Genomic DNA, 18,036 nt, shown 5'->3' with positions numbered 1-18,036 from the left:
TGTTGACGACCTCGACAACATCAGGCGTTAGCGTCGAGTAGGTCGAGCTAGCAATGGGACGTGCAAACCCGGGGGCCTTCGAGCGGTCATACAGCGATTCCTTCCGCCCGCAGCGCTCCGCCCGTCGAGCGGTCGAAGCCGCGTAATGGTTGAAGCGATATGACTGATTGCATCACTGTCGTCGGGTGTCCATCGTCTTCTCGGCTGTTCTGCCGATCGCTGCTGTTCTCACTCTCGGGGCGGTGCTTCGTCGCACGACTTTGAGGAGTCCCGATGTGTGGCGCGGGATCGAGTGGCTGAGCTACTTCGTGTTCACTCCAGCTCTGTTTGTCTCGTCGATCGGCGAGACCGACCTAGGTTCGCTCGACGCTATGCCGCTGCTTGCGAGCTTGGCTGTACCGCTGGTCTTAGCGACAGCTGTTGTCATCGCGTTGCGACGCCCGTTGAGGCTGTCCGGGCCGGCGGTGACATCGATGGTGCAGGGAAGCGTCCGCATCAACACGTACATCGGGCTCGCTTTCGCGGCGGCGCTTCATGGGACAGCGGGAGTGGCGTCGTTTGCGATTGCTAGCGCCGTCGTCGTGCCGTTGGTCAACGTCCTGTGCGTGTCCACCCTTGCCCGTTATGGCGACGTCACGGCGGCGCAGCCGCGGCCGAGGCTTGTGCGCGAGCTCGCCTCGAACCCTTTGATCCTTGCGTGCGCGGCCGGAGTAGCCCTGAGTTTGACCGGGGCGGGCGTGCCGGGTGCTGTCGCACCTCTGCTGGATCTCCTCTCGCCCCCGGCTCTGGTTGCGGGGACCCTTGCGGCGGGAGCAGCCATCCGATTCGACGCGCGCTGGCGGGACCTGTTGGATATCTCGCTAGCCAGCGTGCTGAAGCTTGTCGCGGTCCCGTGGGCCGCGGCTTCCATCGCGGTAGCGATGGGCATCTCGGGGACGCCTTTGGTGGCCATCGTGCTCATCACTGCCGTTCCCACCGCCCCGTCAGCCACAGTCCTCGCAGCCCGAATGGGGGCGACACAAGACTGATGGCCTCCATCACAGCTACTCAAACGATCCTGTCGGTCATCACGCTGCCGGCAGCACTCGCCCTGCTGGCAGGGTCGCCGTGAACGACCTGGACTTAGGTGGTGTAATCACTAAATGCAGTACAACCATGACAACATGACGGGCGTCACCCTCGCGGCCGACCTCGTCAATGCCGTGTCGGGGGGACGGCAATCGCTGTCCCGTGTGGCAGTGCAGGACGTGCTGCTCTCTCACGAGATCCGCCGGGCAGAGCTGTCCGATGAACACCTTCACGCTCTCGCGGAGTGGGCCGACCTCCTCAGGGAAGTGTTTTCAGCGTCCGCCACGGAGAACCGCACACGCGCCGCAAACGTGCTCCTCACAGAGGGGACAACGCGCGCCTACCTCACGACACATGATGGCTGGAGCCCCCACCTGCACTTCACCGGCGAGGACGAAGACATCGCCGCCCGCGTGAAGGCCGTCACCGCCGGTGGTATCGCGATCTTCCTCGTCGAAAGCGGAGGCGAACGGTTGGGTTTGTGCGCCCGCACCGACTGCAACAAGGTCTTCGTCGACACCAGCCGCAATGGGCGTCGGACGTACTGCTCAGCGCGTTGCGGCAACAACGATGCGGTCAGCCGTCACCGGCGACGCCAGAACTAGACCCCTCGCCTCACGCGCGTGAGGTCGGCTGGCTCGGTTCGTAGACGACGCCGGCGCAAGAGGTCGGGAGCGCGACCGCCTCTTCCTCGGCAACGGCCGGGGGAACGGTCTGCGCCCAGGCATTCATCGCATCGAGGACGGGACGGAGGCCTCGCCCTAACTCGGTGAGCTCGTACTCGACCCGGGGCGGGATCTCCGGGTAGGAGGTCCGGGTGACAATCCCGTACGTCTCAAACCGCCGCAGCCTGTCGGTCAACGTGTGCGCACTGATCCCTGGTAGAGCATCCCGTAGCTGCCCGAAACGATGGGGACCGTTCAAGAGTTCACGGACGATCAACGTCGCCCACGGCCCCTCAAGCAGGGACAGGAAGCGAGCGATTCCGCACTCCGGCCAGGTCTGTGCGGTGAACCCCATGACGTCTCCTTAGTGCACTTGAAGTAACCGGTGCATCCTATGCACTAATGGTCTCATGACAATCATCGTTCATGGTGCAACGGGCGCTCAGGGCGCTCCTCTCCTCACTCTCCTGCAGACCGCCGGCCACGACACCGCCGCCGCAGTGCGCGACACGACGAAGGTCGACGGGAAGGCCGTGGCCGTCGACTTCGACTCGGTGGCATCCCTCGCTGGGGCATATCAGGGTGCGGAGGGTGTTTTCGTTCACCTGCCGCTGGGTAGCCCGGACCAGCAGGTCGCGTTCGCCGCGGCGATCGGTGACGCGGTGGCCCAGGCCCGGCCGAGACGTGTCGTGTTCTCCACGAGCGGCTACCCGCTGACCCTGCCCGACGGCACGACGACGGCCCACGGGATCCTCCACGCCAAGCTGGAGGAGTCGGGAGTCTCCTACGCGGTCATCGCCCCGAAGACGTTCCTCGAGAACCTGCTGCTGCCGGTCACCCTCGAACCGGCCCGCACCGAAGGGAAGCTTCGCTACCCGATCCGTGAGGACTACGCCATCTCGTGGATCTCGCACCTGGACATGGCCGACATCGCCGTGAAACTCCTCACCGACAACATCGACGTGCAGGGCGTCGTCACCGCCGGGGCCCTCCCGGCACTTCTCGGCGATGACCTCGCCCAGGGATTCTCGGCTCACCTGAACAAGCCCGTCACCTTCGAAAGCCAGAACCCGGACGAGTACGGCAAGCTGATCATCCCCATCTTCGGCGCAGCCGGCGTCGAACCCGTCATCGCCTCGTACCACGCCCGTTGGTCAATGCCCGATGAGCGAATCGACGAGTCCCGTTCCGCCCAGAAGCTGCTCGGCGTCACCCCTCGCTCGGTCGAGCAGTGGCTCCGCGACTCGGGGGTTTAACTCCCCCACATGTGGCGCCGGCCTGAGGGCCGGCGCCACTAATTGTTTGTGACACCACGCTCCGCTCGGGACCGCGGCTTCACGACGAGCTCAGGTCCGGTGGCGCGGATGAGGACACCATCGGAGGACTCACTGCGTCGGCTACTTCACGCTCACGATCATGCGCGGAAAACGTCCGCCGAAACACGGTTCCGGCTCACCTTTCCGGGGCGCCATCTGAAGACCTCTCGCACCGCGGCCCAGAAACGATCAGTTTCGAGCGATTGCGGAAACCTACAACTACGGGGCGATCTAATACAGGCTTTTGTTAATTCACGGTTCGCTGTACCGTTGCTCACATGTCTACCGTAACCGTGTCCGCGACTGCGACTCACACCGCGGCATTGGCCCGCCTCGGTCACGCGCTCTCCGACTCCACGCGCGCGGGCGTCTTGCTGGCGCTGCGGGAGGCCCCCGCTTACCCCTCAGACTTGGCCGATGCCCTCGGCGTATCTCGACAGGTCATGTCGAACCAACTGGCCTGCCTGCGTGGCTGTGGCCTCGTCGAGGCCGTGCCCGATGGGCGACGCACCTGGTACCGACTCGCGGATGCCCACCTGGCCCCGGCCCTGGATGAGCTGCTGCGCGTCGTTCTCTACGTCGAGCCTGGCTGCTGCGCCGGAGAGAACTGCACCTGCGCATGACCACGACAACTCCCCGTCTCGCCGACGATCGCCGACTCGTTCTGCAACGCCGCATCCGCTGGATCGTCACCGCGACGATCGCCTACAACCTGATCGAGGCGGTGGTCGCGATCGCCGCCGGTACGGTGGCATCGTCGGCCGCGCTGGTCGGATTCGGTCTGGATTCGACGATCGAGGTTCTATCGGCGGCTGTGGTCGCCTGGCAGTTCACCCGCCGCGATCCCGAGCGGTGGGAGAAGGGCACGCTGCGCGTCATCGCAGTCGCGTTCTTCGCCCTGGCCACCTACGTCACGGTGACCTCGGCCCTCGCTCTCGTCGGCCAGGTCGACGTCGAGCACTCCACGCTCGGCATCGTCATCACCGTCCTGAGCGTGGTCATCATGCCCTTCCTTTCGCTCGCTGAGCGTCGCGCCGGTCGAGAGCTGGGATCAGCCACGGCCGTGGCGGACTCCAAGCAAACGCTCATCTGCACATACCTCTCCGCGGCCGTGCTGTTGGGCCTCGTCGTCAACAGCCTGTTTGGCTGGTGGTGGGCCGACGCGATCGCAGGCCTGGTCATCGCGGCCTTCGCAATCCGTGAGGGGATTGAGGCGTGGCGTGGCGACGCCTGCGCGACGTCGGTGGGGATGCTTCTCGAGGATGAGCACGACGATGAGCATCACGATCATCACGGCGCCTGACGACGCCGCTCGTCAAACACCGCCAGAGGCGACTACCAGGCCGTTACGAAGGTGCTTCTGCGGGTGATGCGCGGCACGAGCCGGACGAGCACGACCATGGCAACGAGTTCGACCAGCGTCTGAGTGACAACGGCGAGGGGTGCGATGCTCAGCGAGTCAGGCAAGGCGAGGGCGAGCGGCAAAACGACGAGGGAGTTGCGGGTGGCAGCTGAGAACATCACCGCCTGCGTCGAGGGCACATCGAGTCGAGCGAGACGGCCCGCGAGCAGCCCAGTCGTGACAGCCAGCGCGACAAACACGACGTAAACCGGGACGACCCGCAGGAGTGTGAGCGCCTGCGCACCAACGGCGGCGATCTGTGACCCAACGACCACCGCGAGGGTTGCCATCATCAGGGGGACCATCGCCCCCGCCATCACCCGTTCGATCACCTTCCCGACGGGGTGTCGTCGAGCGACCGCCTGCACGACCGCTGCGGCCGCAAGCGGGAGCACGATCAGCAGCAGGAAGGCTTCGACGAAAGGCCCGACGTCGATCACCGAGAGCACGTCGCCCCCGGCGAACAAGAACAGGAACACGGGCAGGAGAACGATCTGCACGAGCATCAACAGCGGCGCGGCCGCGAGCAGGCGCGCGCGAGCTCCGCCCGCCAGCCCGGTGAACACGATCACGTAATCGATGCACGGTGTAAGGAGGACAAATAGCACCCCCAGCAGCAGCCCCCGGTCATCCGCGACGAACCGAGACAGGCCCCATGCGATGACGGGAACGACGACGAAGTTGGCGACCAGGACCGTGCCGAGGAAGCGGATATCGCGCAGCGCCCGCCGACCTCGATGAGCGGCACGCCCAGGAAGGTAGCGAACAGCAGCACCATCAGCACCGGCTCGATCGAGTGCTCCAACGCGGGGGCGAGCTGCGGCGCAGCCAGGCCCAGGAGCGCCCCGCCCCCAATGGCTACGACGTAGAGCACGATCTGCTGGCGATCCCACCATTCGACGATCGCGGCAAGCTTCATCCAGCGCCGCCGATCGGCCCCGACTCCGACACGCACGACGCGCCCGATCGCGCGAGCACACATTGCGTCTGGCAGCGATCGCCGCTGTCGGGGCAGGCCGTGACCCGAGCCGTTGCCTCCACCAACCGCTCTCGAAGCTTGATCAGAACAGCCAGCCGCTCGTCGACGTCACGCAGGCGCTCATCCAGCTTCGGGCGCAAAGTCTCGCGGACCTGGGTGCAGCTCTCCGCCTCCACCACATCGAGCAACTCGACAATCTCGGGCAACGACAGGTCGAGCTGCTTCGCCCCATGCACGAAGGTCAGCTGGTCGACGGCACTCTCGTCATAGTCGCGATATCCGTTCGCCGCACGCGCGGCCACGATCAGGCCTACCGACTCGTAGAACCGGAGGGCGGTCGCCGGCACGCCGGAACGACGGGACAACTCAGAGATACGCACGGCCCGACACTAAACCTTCGAGTTGAGTCGAAGGTCAAAGCCGCGCCCCGAAACTGTGTCCCGAAACCGATCGGCCCGAAAGGTGGTTACGAGACGGCCCTACGTTTTGAGAGGTCGGTTTGTGGAGTTGCTCGCTTGATGGCGGTGTTCTGTGATCGTTCGGTGGCGCCGGTCAGCTCCCGATGACGAGTACGCTGGCGGCGGCTTCGACGACGTCGTCGGTGATTGTCTCGAGTTCGTTGATCTTGAGGATGCGGTTGATCTGGGGAACAAGCGCTCGAGGAGGCGGAAGTTTCCGCGGGTGATGCGTTCGATGGCGGCGACGGCTTGGGCGTCGGTGAAGTCGTCTGGGTTGAGGGTGCGTCCGAGGCGTGTCCAGTGTCGGTCGAGGACGAAGAGGAGTTCGTCTCGGCCAAGGGCGCGGTAGCGGTGGGAGAACCCGAGGCGGCTGTAGAGCTGGGGGTAGTGGCGGAAGCGTTGGTCGATGCCGGGCATGCCGATCAAGATGATCGCGAGATGGGTACGGTCGTGTTCGTCGCGAAGCAGCTCGAGCGCGGTGGGCGTGAGGCGCTCGGCTTCGTCGACGATGAGCAGTTCGACCCACCGTGTGGTGTCGGCGGTGTTCACTCCGGTGACTTTCCCGATGGTGCGGAGGTGCTCGTCGATACAGATGCCGACTTTGACACGCCATCTGCTGATGTCTCCCATGAGGTCTCTGGGTCGCGGGAGGACCTCGGGTGTGTAGAACACGGTGCGGGAGCGATGCGCGAGCGCGTAGTGTTTCGCGTCGTCCTCGCTCCTCGGGCCCCACGCGGTGATGAAAGGCTGGAGGGTGTCCCAGTTGGCGTAGCGGCGGGCGGAGTTGGTCTTTCCGACTCCAGCGTCACCGTGGCAGATGCCGATGGTGCGTTCCTTCTTCACCGCGTTCGCGAACTCGGTGAAGCGGCGGTGTTCCTTCGTGACGATGAAGCTCTGGGTCATCACTCCTCCTCGTAGGTGCGGAGTCGTTTCTTGGGCGGGGTCGAGTCCGCGAGGTGGGGTTCTTCGCGGTGGGCGATGGTGGGGATGCGGTCGTTGATGGTGCGGCGGAGTTCGTGGCGGCGGGCGCGGCGGGCGGCTTCGATGTCTCGGAGGCTGAGGCGGGTGTTGGGGTGGGCTTCGTCGACGGCGACGCAGATGAAGGTGCCGTGGTCGTAGACGCGGATCTCGGAGAGGTCGCGGGGGTCGTAGCGGATGGTGACTGCGTGTCCGACGAACGGTGCGAGGGTGGGCGCGAGATAGCGCTGGCCTTGGAAGTGGATGCCGTCTCGTTGCACGGTCCGATGCGTGGGCACGGTGAGCAGCAGGCCGTCGAGCTCGTTGAGGGTGTCGGGCATGCGGGGTATCCAGCCGTCCGCGACCCATGCGTCGCGTGGGGAGATGCCGAGCGCCTGATGGGTGCGCTGGTTGTAGGTCGCGATGAAGGCGCCGATCGCTCGGTCCAGGCCCGGGAGGTCGAGCACGGGCTGCGGGTTGCGGTTCCCGGGGCCGAGGTGGCCGGGGAGGGTTGGGAGGACTTCGGTGTTGATGGTGCCGAAGAATCGCTCGATTTTGCCGCGCCCCTGGGGCCTGCCGACGGTCGAGAAGATGAGCCGTAGGTGCAGCTCGATGGCGGTGCGTTCGAGGTGGTGGCTGGTGAAGTCGGAGCCGTGGTCGACGTGCAGCACATCGGGGATTCCGCACATCGCCCACGCGGGGTCGGTCTTTCGCCAGATCGCCTGCCGCAACGCGAGCGCGGTGTTCAATGACGAGGGCGCTCCGGTGAAGACCATGTATCCGCAGATCGCGCGGGAGTGATCATCCATGACGGTTGTCAGCCAGGGCCGGTCGGGCTTCCCGTTCGCGCCGATGATGAGGATGTCGAGTTCGGTATGGTCGGCCTGCCAGATCTGGTTCGGCCGTTGTGCGCGACGGCGGAACACCAGCTCGTGACGATCGCGGTAGGACGCGGGACCCTCCAACGCGAGGGTGACGAGTGCGGGGTCGAGGGCCTGCACGATTTCTCGGACGGTCGCGTAGCTCGGCGCCGGCCTACTCTCGCGTAGGCACTCTTCGACGATGAGTCGATGCAGCGTCGCGATTGACGGACGAGGCCGGGTCAGGGCGAGCCGCTCGATGGCGGCGACGGTTGCGGGGTCAGTGCGTCGGCTGCCCTTGTCTCTTCGTGCGGTGTCGTCGAGTCCTGCGAGCCCGTGTTTCTCGTAGAGCTGATGCCAGCGTTGGAGCGTCCGCGTGCCGATGCCGCTCTCGCGGGCGAGGGCCGCGAGGGGGATCTGATCTTCGACGTGAAGTCGGAGGATCCGCCACCGCTCGAGGCCGTCCATGAGCCGCTACATCGCTGCGCTCTCGCGGGCCGCATGGACCTGCTGATGGCGGTAGAGCGTCGCGCGACTCCACCCGACGAGACGAGCGGCGTCCTCGGCGGTGCGGCCGCGCGCTCGCGCATCCGCGGCAATCGCGAGCTTGTCCGCGATCACGACCGGGTCCGACAGAGGCCGGCCAAACCGGGTCCCGTTCGCTCGGGCGGCTGCGATGCCGGCGTTGACCCGTTCGACGATGAGCTCCCGCTCGTACTCCGCGAGCGTGGCCAACATGTTCAACATCAGCCGGCCCGTCGACGTCGACGGATCGATGCCATCCGAGATCGACCGCACCTGCACGCCGCGCTCGCGCAGCAGATTCACGGTGTTCAGCACGTCGATCAGGGAGCGGCCGAGGCGGTCGACTCGCCAGACGACGACGGTGTCGCCGTCTTCGGCGTACTCGAGGAGCTTCTTCATCCCGGTCCGCTCGATCGCGGTCTTGCTCCCCGAGGTGACATCCGCGAAGACGTCGCGCTTTTGCACCCCGGCAGCAACGAGCGCGTCGAGCTGCAGCTGCGCGTCCTGACTCGACGTACTCACGCGCGTGTATCCGAGAAGCCTCACGAGCCCATTCTGACTCGGAAACACCCTTTATGACCCCTGCTGAGACGAATTATGGCGAGACGCCTTTCTGAGACGACGCGCGGCCCGAGATTTCGGGCAAAGGGGCGCTGTCGAGGGCCACTTGGTCCGGCGTCTCAGAAAGCTACAGCTACCTGAGACGCTTCCTTTCGGGTCGAGCCAGCTACACAGCAGCTCCCGCGACGCAAGAGTTGTGAACGGTGAAGGGTGACGACGGTCATAGTGCGCCGCCGAGAAGGATGCCGACGGTCGCTGCGGAGACGGAGACGACGAGCATCCCGAGTCCGTTCACGGCGGCAGCGGTCAGCCGGCCGCTTCGGGCGAGTCGAACGGTCTCGAAGCTGGCCGTGCTGAAGGTGGTGTACCCGCCCATTACCCCGGTGCCGAGCACTGCGACCGGTTCCGCACCGAGGTGGCTTGCCGCTCCGACGATGACGCCGAGCAGCAGGGACCCGGTGATGTTGATCGTCAGGGTTCCGGCGGGGAGGCGGAATTGCCGGCCGGTGTTGATTAGGCCGTCAAGGAGGAACCGGGCGGCAGCGCCGACACCACCGCCGACAGCGATGAGAAGGACCAGGAGCGCGCTCATGCGGGTACCGTCCGCGGGCGCATCGAGGAGGCGGCCATGAGGCCGCCCGCGGTCGCGATCGCGCCGGACACCACGGTCAGAAGTGCGTAGCCGGTGCCGGCGAGGCCGTGTCCGTCGAGGAAGAGTGCGGCGGTCGCTTCTGCGAGGGCGCTGTAGGTGGTGAAGCCGCCCAGCACCCCGGTTCCCAGGAGCAGCCGCAGGGTGCGGCGGTGACCGTGATCGGGTCCGCGGCGCGCGAGTGCCTCCAGGAGCAGGCCGAGCAGCAGCGCGCCGACAATATTGATCCAGAAGATGGACCAGCTCACCCCATCGACAGCGGGGAACATCTCGGCGACGATCTCGCGTACCGCGGTACCGATGGCGCCGCCTAGAGCGACCAGCGAGAGGTAGCGCCAACGCAGGTGGATCGGACGCGTTGCCGCCGACGGTGCGGGGGTATAGACGTCGGGGTCGGGTGGGAGCTGATCATCGGGCATCGAGGTGTCCGTGGGGGTGTTCATGTCCCGCCTTCTGCCGCGACGAGTGCTGCGGCGTCGTGTGCTGCCGGATCGAGGTAGGCCCCGCCTCGGGGCGTGAGCGTGTTGTCTGCGTCGTCCATCCGGTAGAGCAGGGGCTGTCCTGTGGGGAGGTTGAGGTCGGCGAGCTCTGCATCGGAGAGGTCGTCGATGACGGCGCAGAGGGCGCGCCAGGAGTTGCCGTGCGCGACGATGAGCACGCTCTGCACTGACTGCAACGCGGGAAGAAGCCGTGTCCGCACCACGGGCGTGAGGCGGTCGATGACATCCATCAGCGCCTCCGTCCGCCGGACCGCCGCTTCGGGGAGTCCGCGCAGTGCGGGTGTTTGTCGCAGAGCTCTCCAGTGGTCACCTGACATTTCCGGTGGTCGACCGTCCCGCGACCGACGCATGTGTGTGTACTGGTTGTCGCCGAGCTCGGCGCGGGCCTCTGCTTTGGTGCGTCCGGTGAGGGCGCCGTAGTTGCGTTCGTTGAACTCCCACATCGCGGTGGTGGGGGCACCCGTGCCGAGAGTGTCTCGAACAAGGTCAGCGGTGTGGACGGCGCGCTGCAGCGTCGATGTGAATATCAGATCCGGCATCACGTGGTGGGTTCGCAGTAGGAGCCCGGCATGGTGGGCCTGCTGGATACCGCGGGTGGTGAGCTGCACGTCGAGTAATCCCGTGAAGATCCCGGTTTGGTTCGCGGTGCTTTCGCCGTGTCGGAGGAGCGCGAGGGTCCCGGTCATGACGGATCCGCTGGTGAGTGGTGATTGAACCCGACGGGGTCTGTCGGCACGACCAGCACCGGGCGGTGCTGGTGACGGGTGAGTCGCGCAGCGACGCTGCCGTTGAACAACTCCGCCAGCCGATGCCACCCGGTGTTCGTGCCCACCACGATCATCACGGCGTCACGCTCCTCGGCGATCGTGGTGAGGGCTCGGACAGGATCCCCGACTCTCGTCAACACTGCGACCTCGACCGACCGGGCGGCAGCGATCGCATCAATCGCGGCGCGGTCGGGATCCGAAAGATGCTGCGGGTCCCTGTCGATGGAGTCCGGGTCAAGCGGCTCGATGATCGCGGAACCGTCCGCTCGCTTTCCCAAAGCCAGCAGCCCTGCATCGACGGTGACGCACACCACAGGTACGGCGAATTTTTCGGCTACCTGCGCCGCGACTTCCATGACGTCACGCACGTGACCCGTTTGTACGCCGATGACGACTGCGCCCGGCACCGTCAAATCTGCCATCACATCTCCCTACCTCAGGCGCGCGTGAGCGCGACCAACTGAGATAGGGACTGTTGTCGACGAGTGTCGAGGTTGGGTCCGGGCAAGCCCCACTGCCGGGTCCGAAGACACCACCAGTATGCACCCACCCGGGCACCTGTCATAGAGGCAGGTCGATAGCGCCCATCATCAACGACGCGGTCGAATCCGATGCGCCTGATCTCCACCCCCGCTGGGACTTGACCTTCCCCAGCGCGCGGAGCGGCCGCGATGTGATGCCTGGCTGGCGTCGCCCTTTGCCCCGGCAACGTACTCCGCACGGATTCGTCGACGAGTTGAACGATGTGGCGGTGCACCGGGTACACCAGATGACGGGTGTCAGCCGGTGACGAGGACGCTTGCGGTGGTTTCGATGTCGTCGTCAGTCATGGTTTCGAGTTGATTGACGCGCAGTACTCGTTGAACTTGGGAAAAGAGGCGTTCGAGGAGTCAGAAATTGCCGCGCGTGATGCTTTCGGTAGCGGCGACGGTTTGTGTCGGTGAAGTCGTGGAGGTCGAGAACGCACCGAGGCGTTTGCAGTGACAGTCGAGGACAAACAGGAGTTCGTCGAAGCCGAGCACTTCTGTACCGGTGAGAGAAGCCGAGCCGGCTGTCGACCGGCGGGCAATGGCGGGATCGTTAGTCGATACCGGGCATGCCGATGAGTGCGACCGCGATCCGGGTGCGGTCGTCATGGTCGCGGATCAGTTCGAGGCCAGTCGTCGCGTCGACAACGGCGTCGGAATGCGCTCTTAGCCGCGGATGTTTGCGTCGCGTTACTGTGAGGGAATGACTCCCATCGATTAAAGACCGCTTCTGGCGAGGCGCGCCCGTCGCGGTCCGGCGGAGCGGTCGACGTGGGCGTCGTGGTGCTCTTGCCCCTGATCGGCGCGTTCGTGTGGGCGCTGCTGTACACCCCGCACGGCGTCGAGATCGTCGTGACGGTCGCCGTGGCCCTCGTCGTTCCCCTGGTCGCCGCCGCCTCGATCCTGCGCCGTCGGCCCCGCACGATCACCCCCGCCGATCGCGTCACTCTGGGGCGCGTAGCGCTCACCGGGTTGATCGCCGCCGTCACGGTGCTGGTCCTCTTGGACAGTTTTCCCGTCCGCACCTGGACGACGGCCGCGGTGGTGAGCGCGGCACTCCTCCTCGACGCCGTTGATGGGTGGGTGGCACGCCGCACGGGCACCGCCACCGACGCTGGTGCACGCCTCGACATGGAGTCGGATGCCGCCCTCTTGCTCGTGCTCTCGGTCCTCGTGTCGCAGACGGTGGGCTGGTGGGTGCTGGCGATTGGCCTCATGCGCTACGTGTTCGTTGCGGCATCCTGGGTGCACCCCAAGCTGCGGGCTGATCTGTCGTACAGCTCGTTCCGCCGTGTGGTTGCCGCGATCCAGGGGATTGCCCTCCTGCTCGCGCTCGTTCCGATCGTGCCGCCCGCGATGGCCGTCGCATCCGTCGCGATCGCCTTGGCACTGTTGACGGTTTCGTTCGGTCGGGACGTCGTCGCCTTGGAACGCGCGTGAGTATCGCGGACGACGACGGGTTCGCTCCGCGCGAGCGGCACCCAGCCGCTGTAACGGCCCGCGCCTTCTGGTTCGTTGCTCCAAATGAGGGTCGGATGCAGATTGAAGAGCTGCCTCCGGTGCGCGACGGCGAGGCGCGTGTGCGGACGCTGTACACGGGCATCAGCCGGGGAACCGAGCTCCTCGTGCGCCGCGGCGAAGTTCCCGACTCGCAGCATGCGCGCATGCGCGCCCCGTTCCAAGAGGGCGACTTCCCTTTTCCCATCAAGTACGGATACCTGTCGGTGGGAGTGGTCGAGGCGGGGCCCGACGCGCTGCTTGGTCGCCGCGTGTTCTGCCTGTATCCGCACCAGGACCAGTACGTCGTCGATGCGCGCGCGCTCACGCCCCTCCCCGATGAGCTGCCGTCGCGTCGCGCCGTGCTCGCCGGAACGGTCGAGACGGCGTTGAACGCCCTCTGGGATGCCCCTCCCTGTGCGGGCGACCGAGTGGCGGTCGTCGGGGGCGGGCTCGTCGGCGGTGCGGTCGCGCTACTGCTGCGGCGTTTTCCGCTCGCGCGCCTGCAGATCGTCGATCCGGATGCCGCGCGCCGGGCACGCCTCATCAGCGCGGGCCTCGACGTGGTGGAGGCCGGGGAGGCGATGAACGACTGCGATCTCGTGTTTCACGCGTCGGCGTCGGAGGAAGGCCTAGCGCTCGCCCTGGGCCTGCTCGGCGACGAAGCGGAGCTGATCGAGATGTCGTGGTTCGGCACTCATCCGACGCGGGTGCCGCTGGGCGAGGACTTTCACTCCCGGCGGTTGCGAATCACGGCGAGCCAAGTCTCGCGGATCGGCATGGCGCGACGCGCCCGCCGCGATGCAGCAACCCGTCTCGCGACGGCGCTCGAGCTGCTCACCGACCCTGCCTTCGAGGAGCTGATCGCCGCCGACGTCACATTCGACGACATCGGTGACGCTTACGCCGCGATGGAGAAGGGCGAGATCGGCCCCGGCTGCGTGGTCGTGGCCCATCCCGGGGCCTCCGACGATCCCCGCTCGAAGCGAGCGGCCACCCCCGGGCCGCTTGATCCCCCGACCGGTTCGGTCATCCGTCCGAACCCCTCCGCAGAGATCGCCGCGACCTGACGCGTCGCCGAAAGGACCCCATGTTCGGACTCACCGTCCGCGATCACATCATGATCGCTCACAGCCTGCCCGACCCGTTCTTCGGCCCTGCTCAGGGGCTCCATGGCGCGACGCTCGTCGTGGAGGCGACATGGCGCAGCCCCAGCCTCAACGACCACGCGGTCGTGATGGACATCGGCGAAGCGTCGCGCCATCTGTCCGAGGTGCTCGATCCGCTGCGGTACGCCAACCTCGATGAGCACCCCGCCTTCGCCGGGACGCTGAGCACGACCGAGGCCGTGGCCCGGCACATCGCCAATGAGCTGGCGGCACGACTGGAGGCCGACCGCGGAATCGCGAGCATCGGCATCGTGGTTCGCGAGCACCCCGATGCGTGGGTGACCTTTGAGATCGACCTCTCGGGTCGCTGATCGCGCTTTCGTCGTCCCCGCCGATCTCGGTGGTCCGAGCGGCGGCAGCGCATACAACGACGCGGTTCTCGCCGCGCTGCGGGCGGGCGGCACGCACGTGGCGGAGTTCCGTGTCGCGGGCGCGTGGCCACGACCCTCGAGGTCCGACCTCGAAATTCTCGCGCGCGCCCTTTCGCACGCGGACGAGGTCGTCGTCGACGGGATCGTGGCCTGCGCTGCGCCCCGTCAGATCCGGGACGCCGTAGCCTCCGGCATCCGCGTCGTCGTGCTTGTTCACCTTCCCCTCCCCGCCGAGTCCGGACTCGGGCGCATCGATGTTGACGCCCTGGCCCGGTCGGAGCGCACAACGCTCGAGGCGGCGAACGCGGTGCTCTGCACGAGCGATTGGACGCGCGCCGACCTCGCGGCACGGTACGGGGTAGATGCCGATATCGTGCGTCCAGGCGTCGAAGAAGCCGCACTGTCCGCGGGGAGCAGCCCACCGCGTCTGATGCTGCTCGGGTCGGTGACGCCGCGGAAGAACACCCTGCTCGCGCTCCGCGCGCTAGCCTCGGTTCGTGAGCTGCCGTGGGAGGTGGTGGTGGCAGGGCCCGTGATTCCCGGCGATCCCTTCCCCGCCGAGGTCGCTCGCGCCGTTCACACCCTCGGAGCCGACCGCGCCCGCCTCGTCGGCGCCGTGACCGGGCGTCGCCGCGAGCGTCTGTGGCACGAAACCGACCTCCTCCTTCTGCCCTCGCTCGTCGAACCGTACGGCATGGTCGTCACCGAGGCCCTGGCCCGAGGCATCCCGGCCCTTGTCGCCTCGGGGACGGGGGCCGTCGAGGCGCTCGGCGACGGCACGCCGCCCGGTGCCCCGCTGCCTGGCGCAGCACTTCCCCCGGCGACCCCGCGGCCTGGAGCGACGCCGTCGCCCGCTGGTCGGACGATGCCTCTCTCCGCGGCGCCTGGCGGTCCGCCGCTCTGCAGGCGCGGTCTAGACTTCGACGATGGCCCGACGCCGCAACTCAGCTGCGAGAGCTGCTCCGATGGTAACCCGGCCGGTTCCCGCCGCCTGGCTGTCGCTGCGCCGAGGGGCCGACCACGCCGCCCGTGAGGCGTCTCTCCCCCTTGTTGATGAGCTCGTCGGAACCCTCGTCCGCCGAGATCGGGCCCGCACCGAGGGGACGGTACCCCGCCCCGACGAGACGGTCGAGGTCCGCGTGGTCGACGTCGGCGCGGGCACCGGGTCGAACCTCATGTGGCTCGCCGATCGCCTGGCGCCGCTGCCGCAGCACTGGATCCTCGTCGATCACGACGCTGAACTCATCGGCACGACCGATCTGGTCGCCCCACCGTCCATCTCGCGACTCACCCGCCGTATCGCGACCGTCGCCGAGCTTCCGGACATCGTCACCGGCGGGGCGGGACCCGTCGTGATCACCTGCGCGGCGCTTCTCGATCTGCTCTCCCCCGATGACGCTGCCGTGCTCGTCGACGTCATCGTCCAAACGGGCTCCGCGGCCCTGCTGAGCCTCAGCGTGACCGGGGAGGTGTCGATCGATCCTCCTCACCCCGCGGATGCGCCGATCTCCGCGGCCTTCGACGCCCATCAGCGGCGTGATGACCTGCTCGGTCCAGATGCGATCGACCACGTCGGCGCTCTGCTGCGCGACCGTGGACACCGGGTGCGCGTGATGCAGACGCCCTGGCGGTTGGATGCCGCCGATCAGTCCGCACTCCTCGCGCGCTACCTCGCCGATCGTGGCGCCGTCGCCGTCGAGCAGGACCCGGCGCTCACCGATCTCGTCGCCGTGTGGGGTGCGGCGCGGCAGGAGCAGATCCGACGCGGTAACCTCGTCGTGCGCGTCGGGCATGCCGACATCCTCAGCTTGCCCCCCAACGGATGACGGGCACCGTGGGCCGGGGGCGATACGTGTTCTTCTCGGTCGCGCAGGCGGCCGCTACGGTCGGCATCCTCTCTTTTCTCGTATGGAGCTTCGGTCTGACGCCATTCGTCAACGCCGTGATGCGCCTTCCGCCGTGGACCTACCCCGCCGGTATCGGCCTGGGAGCGCTCGGCGTCGTCGCCCAGGCGCTTCGATGGAGCATCGTCGCGCGACACCACGCCATCCGCGTCCCATTCGGATCGGCGGTCGCCAGGTGCTGGCAGGCGTCGTTCCTCAACAGTGTGCTCCCCGGTGGTCTGGCCGGAGACGCACTGCGGGCGGCCGACGACAGCAGCGACGCGCGTGTGGACCGAGGTCGCCGGGCTCTCGCGAGCAGCTTCGCCGCGGTCGCGGCGGAGCGGTTGATCGGCACGGCGGTGGTCTTTGCGGCGGCGTCGATCGCGCTGGCCTTTGTGGCTCCCATCTTCGCAGCCGGGTGCGCCGTGATCGCCGCGTTCGCCGCTGCCATCGCCGGACGATGGATGCGGCGGCTCTCGCGCGGCGAGACGCTCGCCGTCGTCGGCCTCGCGATCGTCGGGTGGGCGGCATTCACGGCGATCTTCGTCGTCTCCGCGGTTGCGCTCGTACCCGACCCGAGCGCTGCGGTACTGACGAGCACCTCCGCCGTCGCCGTCGCCGGGATGTCCGTTCCGCTCGGTGTCGGCGGGTGGGGCACCCGGGAAGCAGCCGCGGCGTGGGCCTTCGAGATGCTCGGGTCGACCGCAGAAGACGGTCTCACCGTGTCGATCGGCTACGGCATCCTGGCCCTCGCGTCGACGCTGCCGGGGCGGTGATCCTCGGCGCACGCGTCGTTCCGCGCGTTCGCGAAATCGGGCGAGCGCGCGCGCGTCGCCGGGCGCACGGTACCGCGTCAGAACGTGAACTCGGTGCAGAGGTCGGCGCCGAGGGGGAACCTACGCACGGCTCCGCGCAGCGCGTCGGCGAGACGGTCCTCCCCGTCGAAGCGGATGCCGGGCACCCCGTCGCCGATCAGCACCGGAGCGGTCGTCAGGTAGAGCCGGCGGAGGGCGCCGTCGACGACAAAGCGTGAGACCGTGACCCCTCCGCCCTCGACGAGCACCCGTGACAGCCCCCGCTCAGCGAGTACGGCGAGGATCGCCCGCGGGCTGAGTGCAGAGAGCCCGGGGACGCGGACCACCTCGACGTGATTGCCAACGGTCACGTCGACGTCGGTATCGGCATCCACCAGCCAGAGGGTCGTCGCCGCGCCGTCGCGCAACAGCACGGCCTCCGACGGAATGCGCGCCGACGGGTCGAGGACCACCCGCACCGGGTTGAGACCGGCCACGGCGCGGACGGTGAGGCGGGGATCGTCCTGCGCGACGGTGCGCCAGCCGACCACGACGGCGTCGACGAGGGCGCGAAGCCGGTGCAGGTGTCGCCGATCCTCGACGCCCGTGACGTAGTTGGCGTCACCCGTGCGCGCGGCGATGAACCCATCGAGACTCTGCCCCAGCTGGGCGATCGCGAGAGACCCCGTATCGTTCATGATCGGCTCGTACATCGACGCGATCACCGGGCACGACGACGCCTCTCCGGCGATCAGCTGCCGCCAGGCCACGTCGTCGGGGTCGGGCACTGCTTCGCCGGACGAGGGAGGCGGTGGGTGTCCCGCGTCATCGATGGACGTCATTGCGTCAGCGTATCCGGCCTTCCCGGGCAAACGCAGGGCATGCGGTGGCTCCGTACTCCGCCTGCGGGGCAGGGCAGCCGCGGGGCACGGCCGTCACCAGGTGCGGAAGGATCGATAGTCAGATTGGGCTGTCGGCAGGGCGGTCGACGTACTCCGGCGCAGTTCGCTCGCGGATAATGCGTCGTAGGGCTTTCGGGCAGTCGCGCAGCAGTTCCTTCCGAGGTCGCCCCAGGGCCCGGGTAGCTC

The 18,036-nt window shown here is 67.3% G+C and carries 21 protein-coding genes and 2 pseudogenes; 11 read left to right on the top strand and 12 right to left on the bottom strand.

Going from position 1 to position 18,036, the window contains the following annotated elements; all coding sequences use genetic code 11:
- Positions 1 to 185: 185 nt before the first annotated feature.
- The gene (locus C1N74_RS16300) at positions 186 to 1,028 is read left to right on the top strand and encodes an AEC family transporter (RefSeq protein ID WP_258318048.1); all 843 of its coding nucleotides are present in this window, start codon (positions 186 to 188) and stop codon (positions 1,026 to 1,028) included.
- Between the two features lie 135 nt (positions 1,029 to 1,163).
- Positions 1,164 to 1,673, top strand: a complete 510-nt coding sequence (locus tag C1N74_RS16295; protein WP_309147431.1) for a CGNR zinc finger domain-containing protein — start codon at positions 1,164 to 1,166, stop codon at positions 1,671 to 1,673.
- A gap of 10 nt (positions 1,674 to 1,683) precedes the next feature.
- Here C1N74_RS16295 and C1N74_RS16290 read toward each other — a convergent pair whose 3' ends face one another.
- Positions 1,684 to 2,088: a helix-turn-helix domain-containing protein gene (locus C1N74_RS16290; RefSeq protein ID WP_137751086.1), complete on the bottom strand. Its 405-nt coding sequence runs from the start codon at positions 2,086 to 2,088 to the stop codon at positions 1,684 to 1,686.
- 55 nt (positions 2,089 to 2,143) lie between these two features.
- On the opposite strand from C1N74_RS16290, the gene C1N74_RS16285 reads away from it, so the two are divergent.
- From C1N74_RS16285 to C1N74_RS16275, 3 genes are all read left to right on the top strand, one after another.
- On the top strand, positions 2,144 to 2,989 hold the full coding sequence (locus tag C1N74_RS16285) for an NmrA family NAD(P)-binding protein (protein WP_137751085.1): 846 nt from the start codon (positions 2,144 to 2,146) through the stop codon (positions 2,987 to 2,989).
- A 338-nt stretch (positions 2,990 to 3,327) separates the two neighbouring features.
- Complete coding sequence (locus C1N74_RS16280) at positions 3,328 to 3,672, top strand: helix-turn-helix transcriptional regulator (RefSeq protein WP_137751084.1); 345 nt, start codon at positions 3,328 to 3,330, stop codon at positions 3,670 to 3,672.
- Positions 3,669 to 4,352 carry a cation diffusion facilitator family transporter gene (locus C1N74_RS16275; RefSeq protein WP_137751083.1) on the top strand — a complete coding sequence of 228 codons (684 nt, stop codon included), beginning with the start codon at positions 3,669 to 3,671 and terminating at the stop codon, positions 4,350 to 4,352. Before C1N74_RS16280 ends, C1N74_RS16275 begins: the two co-directional genes overlap by 4 nt.
- A gap of 32 nt (positions 4,353 to 4,384) precedes the next feature.
- On the opposite strand, the pseudogene C1N74_RS16270 reads toward C1N74_RS16275, so the two are convergent.
- The 10 genes and pseudogenes from C1N74_RS16270 to C1N74_RS16225 form a co-directional block, all read right to left on the bottom strand.
- A pseudogene (locus tag C1N74_RS16270) lies at positions 4,385 to 5,370 on the bottom strand (arsenic resistance protein).
- Complete coding sequence (locus C1N74_RS16265; RefSeq protein WP_137751082.1) at positions 5,367 to 5,810, bottom strand: MerR family transcriptional regulator; 444 nt, start codon at positions 5,808 to 5,810, stop codon at positions 5,367 to 5,369. Before C1N74_RS16265 ends, C1N74_RS16270 begins: the two are co-directional and overlap by 4 nt.
- Before the next feature lie 172 nt (positions 5,811 to 5,982).
- Positions 5,983 to 6,791, bottom strand: a pseudogene (locus C1N74_RS16260) (AAA family ATPase).
- Positions 6,791 to 8,173, bottom strand: a complete 1,383-nt coding sequence (locus tag C1N74_RS16255; protein WP_016463903.1) for a Mu transposase C-terminal domain-containing protein — start codon at positions 8,171 to 8,173, stop codon at positions 6,791 to 6,793. Before C1N74_RS16255 ends, C1N74_RS16260 begins: the two are co-directional and overlap by 1 nt.
- A 6-nt stretch (positions 8,174 to 8,179) precedes the next feature.
- Entirely contained in the window at positions 8,180 to 8,776 is a 597-nt protein-coding gene (locus C1N74_RS16250; RefSeq protein ID WP_036282733.1) for a recombinase family protein, read from the bottom strand.
- Between the two features lie 235 nt (positions 8,777 to 9,011).
- Entirely contained in the window at positions 9,012 to 9,383 is a 372-nt protein-coding gene (crcB, locus tag C1N74_RS16245; RefSeq protein ID WP_137751081.1) for a fluoride efflux transporter CrcB, read from the bottom strand.
- Positions 9,380 to 9,883 (bottom strand): CrcB family protein, encoded by a 504-nt coding sequence (locus C1N74_RS16240; RefSeq protein WP_181405609.1) that lies wholly within the window; start codon positions 9,881 to 9,883, stop codon positions 9,380 to 9,382. The genes crcB and C1N74_RS16240 overlap by 4 nt, the downstream gene beginning before the upstream one ends.
- Positions 9,880 to 10,626 (bottom strand): 2,3-diphosphoglycerate-dependent phosphoglycerate mutase, encoded by a 747-nt coding sequence (locus C1N74_RS16235; protein ID WP_137751080.1) that lies wholly within the window; start codon positions 10,624 to 10,626, stop codon positions 9,880 to 9,882. Before C1N74_RS16235 ends, C1N74_RS16240 begins: the two co-directional genes overlap by 4 nt.
- Entirely contained in the window at positions 10,623 to 11,129 is a 507-nt protein-coding gene (locus C1N74_RS16230) for a universal stress protein (protein ID WP_137751079.1), read from the bottom strand. The genes C1N74_RS16235 and C1N74_RS16230 overlap by 4 nt, the downstream gene beginning before the upstream one ends.
- Positions 11,130 to 11,597: 468 nt before the next feature.
- Complete coding sequence (locus C1N74_RS16225) at positions 11,598 to 11,843, bottom strand: hypothetical protein (protein ID WP_137751078.1); 246 nt, start codon at positions 11,841 to 11,843, stop codon at positions 11,598 to 11,600.
- A gap of 171 nt (positions 11,844 to 12,014) precedes the next feature.
- Between C1N74_RS16225 and C1N74_RS16220 the strand changes: the two genes are divergently transcribed.
- From C1N74_RS16220 to C1N74_RS16195, 6 genes are all read left to right on the top strand, one after another.
- Positions 12,015 to 12,674, top strand: coding sequence for a CDP-alcohol phosphatidyltransferase family protein (locus C1N74_RS16220; RefSeq protein ID WP_258318047.1), 660 nt, complete (start codon positions 12,015 to 12,017; stop codon positions 12,672 to 12,674).
- 95 nt (positions 12,675 to 12,769) lie between these two features.
- Complete coding sequence (locus C1N74_RS16215) at positions 12,770 to 13,801, top strand: zinc-binding alcohol dehydrogenase (RefSeq protein WP_137751076.1); 1,032 nt, start codon at positions 12,770 to 12,772, stop codon at positions 13,799 to 13,801.
- A gap of 20 nt (positions 13,802 to 13,821) precedes the next feature.
- Positions 13,822 to 14,211, top strand: a complete 390-nt coding sequence (locus C1N74_RS16210; protein WP_137751075.1) for a 6-carboxytetrahydropterin synthase — start codon at positions 13,822 to 13,824, stop codon at positions 14,209 to 14,211.
- The gene (locus C1N74_RS16205; RefSeq protein ID WP_137751074.1) at positions 14,186 to 15,304 is read left to right on the top strand and encodes a glycosyltransferase family 4 protein; all 1,119 of its coding nucleotides are present in this window, start codon (positions 14,186 to 14,188) and stop codon (positions 15,302 to 15,304) included. The genes C1N74_RS16210 and C1N74_RS16205 overlap by 26 nt, the downstream gene beginning before the upstream one ends.
- On the top strand, positions 15,237 to 16,097 hold the full coding sequence (locus C1N74_RS16200; RefSeq protein WP_137751073.1) for an SAM-dependent methyltransferase: 861 nt from the start codon (positions 15,237 to 15,239) through the stop codon (positions 16,095 to 16,097). Before C1N74_RS16205 ends, C1N74_RS16200 begins: the two co-directional genes overlap by 68 nt.
- The gene (locus C1N74_RS16195) at positions 16,094 to 16,930 is read left to right on the top strand and encodes a lysylphosphatidylglycerol synthase transmembrane domain-containing protein (RefSeq protein ID WP_137751072.1); all 837 of its coding nucleotides are present in this window, start codon (positions 16,094 to 16,096) and stop codon (positions 16,928 to 16,930) included. The genes C1N74_RS16200 and C1N74_RS16195 overlap by 4 nt, the downstream gene beginning before the upstream one ends.
- Positions 16,931 to 17,007: 77 nt before the next feature.
- On the opposite strand, the gene C1N74_RS16190 is transcribed toward C1N74_RS16195, so the two are convergent.
- A complete protein-coding gene (locus C1N74_RS16190; protein ID WP_137751071.1) occupies positions 17,008 to 17,790 on the bottom strand; it encodes a RibD family protein in 783 nt (260 codons plus the stop codon).
- Between the last annotated feature and the right edge of the window lie 246 nt (positions 17,791 to 18,036).

Source organism: Microbacterium sp. SGAir0570 (genome assembly GCF_005491085.2).
GTDB classification, from domain to species: Bacteria; Actinomycetota; Actinomycetes; order Actinomycetales; family Microbacteriaceae; genus Microbacterium; species Microbacterium arborescens.
This window is presented reverse-complemented; position numbering and strand designations above follow the sequence as displayed.